Origin of the sequence: Saccharopolyspora sp. (genome assembly GCF_017434145.1) — a bacterium.
Taxonomy (GTDB): Bacteria; Actinomycetota; Actinomycetes; order Mycobacteriales; family Pseudonocardiaceae; genus Saccharopolyspora_C; species Saccharopolyspora_C galaxeae.
On sequence record NZ_JAFRFW010000044.1, the window covers coordinates 1 to 3,106 of the forward strand.

The 3,106-nt window shown below is 72.0% G+C and carries 5 protein-coding genes and 1 pseudogene; all 6 read left to right on the forward strand.

Annotation, left to right across the window (positions count from 1 at the left end):
• Nucleotides 1-246 (forward strand): annotated as a pseudogene (locus IJH84_RS01150) (hypothetical protein); the annotation flags it as partial.
• Nucleotides 247-302: 56 nt separating this feature from the next.
• Entirely contained in the window at nucleotides 303-884 is a 582-nt protein-coding gene (locus IJH84_RS01155; RefSeq protein ID WP_200071105.1) for a hypothetical protein, read from the forward strand.
• 1 nt (nucleotide 885) lies between these two features.
• Complete coding sequence (locus IJH84_RS01160; protein ID WP_295139197.1) at nucleotides 886-1,863, forward strand: C40 family peptidase; 978 nt, start codon at nucleotides 886-888, stop codon at nucleotides 1,861-1,863.
• A gap of 110 nt (nucleotides 1,864-1,973) precedes the next feature.
• A complete protein-coding gene (locus tag IJH84_RS01165) occupies nucleotides 1,974-2,432 on the forward strand; it encodes a hypothetical protein (protein ID WP_200071107.1) in 459 nt (152 codons plus the stop codon).
• An 84-nt stretch (nucleotides 2,433-2,516) separates the two neighbouring features.
• Entirely contained in the window at nucleotides 2,517-2,705 is a 189-nt protein-coding gene (locus tag IJH84_RS01170) for a hypothetical protein (protein ID WP_200071108.1), read from the forward strand.
• A 6-nt stretch (nucleotides 2,706-2,711) separates the two neighbouring features.
• A partial coding sequence (locus IJH84_RS01175; protein WP_295139201.1) for an RNB domain-containing ribonuclease occupies nucleotides 2,712-3,106 on the forward strand: 395 nt, incomplete at its 3' end.

Here is a 3,106-nt window from a genome sequence, read left to right on the forward strand (position 1 = left end):
GCCGCGGCGCTGCCGGAAGGACGGGTCAGCCGGGTCGTGGACACCGCACCGGTGGCCGATGCCTCGTGGGACCGGCGCCACGACGAGGATCCGGTGCTAGTTCCGTCCCGTGTGGACAGCGGGGTGACTCCGGTGGTGCCGGAGCCCGCGACGTCGCGGCGGTCCGACATGGAAGTGGTCTCCGGCAGGTCGATGCACGTGGGGTACCGGCCATCGCGCGGCCTGGAGGTCGCCGATGAGGATTGAGCAGCAACGACCCGGGCGGGCGCGCACCCGCCCGGTGGTGTGAAGGGGAACGCGCGATGCCGATCCGAACGCACCGCGGGCGCGCCGCGGTCTACCGGAGGCTGTGGGGCTGGCCGCTGCGCTCGCCGAAGCACCTGGTGGGCACCGTGATCGTGCTGGCGGCGCTGGCCACGACCATCGGGATCCTGCTGCCCGATCCGCTGCCGGTGAGCCGCACCCCGCGGCCGGACACGACGGGCCAGCGCCAGGAAGTCCCGGCCGCGCCGAGCACGCCGGTCGCCGCACCGCCGACGTTCCGGGTGCCGAACACTCCCGCCCCGCCCGCGCCGCCGAGCCCGCAGGGCTTATCGGTGGTCGAGGCGTGGGGCAAGCAGTGGGTGAACCACCCGCCGGGCACGGCCGCGCCGGAGTGGGTGCAGCGCCTCGCGCCGTACACCACCGAAGAGTTCATCACCGAGATGGCCACGATCGACCCGGCGAACGTGCCCGCCACGGCGGTGACCGGCCCGCCCGCGGCGCAGCGTTCCACCGCGAACTCGATGGACGTGCGGCTGCCCACCGACGGCGGGGACGTCCAGGTAGAAGTGATCAACACACCGCAGGGATGGCGCGTCTCCGGCTACGACAAGGTGAGCTGACATGCGAAAACTCCTGGTGGCGATCGTCGTGCTGGCCGGTTTCGCCGGGCTGGTCGGGGTCGGTGCGCTCAGCGTGCTGCTCACGGCCGGGCGCGGCGCGCAGAGCTGGGGGGATTGCAGCGCGAGCCTCGGCCCGTGGGGCGACGGCAAGGGGCGCGGTGAGCGCGACGCCGCCGCGCTGCAGCAGGAGTCGGTCGGCATCGCGCAGCGCATCATCGAGATCGGCCAGCAGCGCGGCATGTCGCCGCGGGCCATGCAGATCGCCATCCAGGCGGGCAAGACCGAGTCGAACCTGGCGAACCTGACCCACGGCGACCGGGATTCGCTGGGCATCTTCCAGATGCGGCCGTCGATGGGCTGGGGCAGCGTCGCCCAGATCACCGACGTGAACTACCAGATCAACAAGTTCTACGACACATTGCTGGAGGTGCCGGGCTGGGAGGAGATGCGGCCCGGCGCCGCGGCCCAGCGGGTGGAGCGATCCGCCTACCCGATGCGCTACCACCAGTGGGAGCCGATGGCCGCGCACCTGGTCAGCACCAAGGGCCAGGTTCCCGGGTTCAGCGGTTGCGAGGACATGGCCTCGTCGAACGTGCTGGCCGGCAAGGCGATCGACTACGCCGACGACCAGGTCGGCAAGCCGTACGTGTGGGGCGCGGCCGGACCGACGGCGTTCGACTGCTCGGGGCTGACCCAGATGGCCTGGAAAGCGTCCGGTGTGGACATTCCGAAGTATTCGCAGTCCCAGTACACCCAGGGCGGCGCGCACATCGCGCTGGAGCAGGCGCAGCCGGGGGACCTGGTGTTCTGGGGCCACGGCCGGGAACCCGCGGCGATCCACCACGTGGCGCTCTACTTGGGCAACAACGAGGTGCTGCACGCGCCGCAGCCCGGTGAGTCGGTGGAGCGGACGAAGATGTGGGACGGCGGCGAACTGCTTCCGACGGTGGTGCGCCCGGCCGCGGACACCCCCGCGTAGGCGGCCGGTTGATACCGACACGGGTGGTTCGGACCGGCTGATCGCGATCGCCAGGTGTGGCAACCTTGATCCGGGGCCGCGCCCCACGGCGTCCTACACCGGGAGGAAGCATGTTCACCCCTGACCCCATTCCGCGGCGTTCCGCACCCCCGGCCTCGAGCACGCCCCTGGGTGACTACTTGTCCCGGTCCGGGCACGGGGTCGACGGCAACTACGCGGTGCTGCCGCGTTCGCTGGCGGAGTCGATGCCGTTGCCGTGGCAGCAGCACATGCGCCACCTGCTGGCGGAGCTGCACCAGGCGTTCGGGCACCTGCAGTGGCCGGTGTACCGGGTGGTTCCCTCGCGCTACGAGCGGCTCTCGGACCTGGACGACGACCAGCTGGCCGAGGTCGGCTGCACCGTGGAGGTCGGTGACGACGGCGAGCTAGAGTACCGGATGCGCGACGGCAGGCGCGTCGACGACCCGGCCAACCACCACGTCCTGGTGTCCTGCCTCGACCCGATCCCGGGCAGGCCGCCGGGCGGATCGCAGCCCGCCCCAGGCGCCCCACCGCCTCCTGCGTGGTGATCGGCGCCCGATCGCTCGAGACGCGATGCGGCTTGGCGCGCTCAAGGCGTGACACGTGACGCCCCCGCGTGCGAGGCTCGGACCATGGCCGCCAAAGGTTGGTACTTCTGCCTGAAGCACCAGCAGGTCGAGCCCACCGCGGGATGCCGCGCAGCCGACCGGCTGGGGCCGTATGCCGACCGCGAGTCCGCCGAGCACGCCCTGGAGATAGCCCGGGAGCGCACGAAAGCCGCGGACGATGCCGAGCGCCGCTGGTCCGAGGGCGAGGACTGAGCCGCGATGGCGACGGCACAGGTTCCACGTGGTGGTACTGATGTCGTCGCCGGTCCGCCGGGCCGCACCCCGCGCCAGCGCCGTTCGCCCGATCGCGATTTCGCCGCCGTCCGCGCGGATTTCGGTTTGCCGGTGGAGTTCCCGGCAGCCGTGCTCAGCGAGGTGGAGCGCACCGTCGCCCAGCCGGAATCGACGGGTGAGCGCTTCGACGCCACGGACCTGCCGCTGGTGACGGTGGATCCGCCCGGGGCGAAGGACTTGGACCAGGCGGTGTTGCTGCGCCGTCGCCGCGGCGGGTTCCGGATCCATTACGCGATCGCGGACGTCGCCGCCTACCTGCCGGCCGGGGGAGCGCTGGACGCCGAGGTGCGGCGCCGGGGTCAGACGCTGTACCTGCCGGA

Excerpts from the sequence above, each read along its gene's own strand:
- IJH84_RS01155 (WP_200071105.1), top strand. The coding sequence starts at position 303 with ATGCCGATCCGAACGCACCGCGGGCGCGCCGCGGTCTACCGGAGGCTG.
- IJH84_RS01160 (WP_295139197.1), top strand. The coding sequence starts at position 886 with ATGCGAAAACTCCTGGTGGCGATCGTCGTGCTGGCCGGTTTCGCCGGG.
- IJH84_RS01165 (WP_200071107.1), top strand. The coding sequence starts at position 1,974 with ATGTTCACCCCTGACCCCATTCCGCGGCGTTCCGCACCCCCGGCCTCG.
- IJH84_RS01170 (WP_200071108.1), top strand. The coding sequence starts at position 2,517 with ATGGCCGCCAAAGGTTGGTACTTCTGCCTGAAGCACCAGCAGGTCGAG.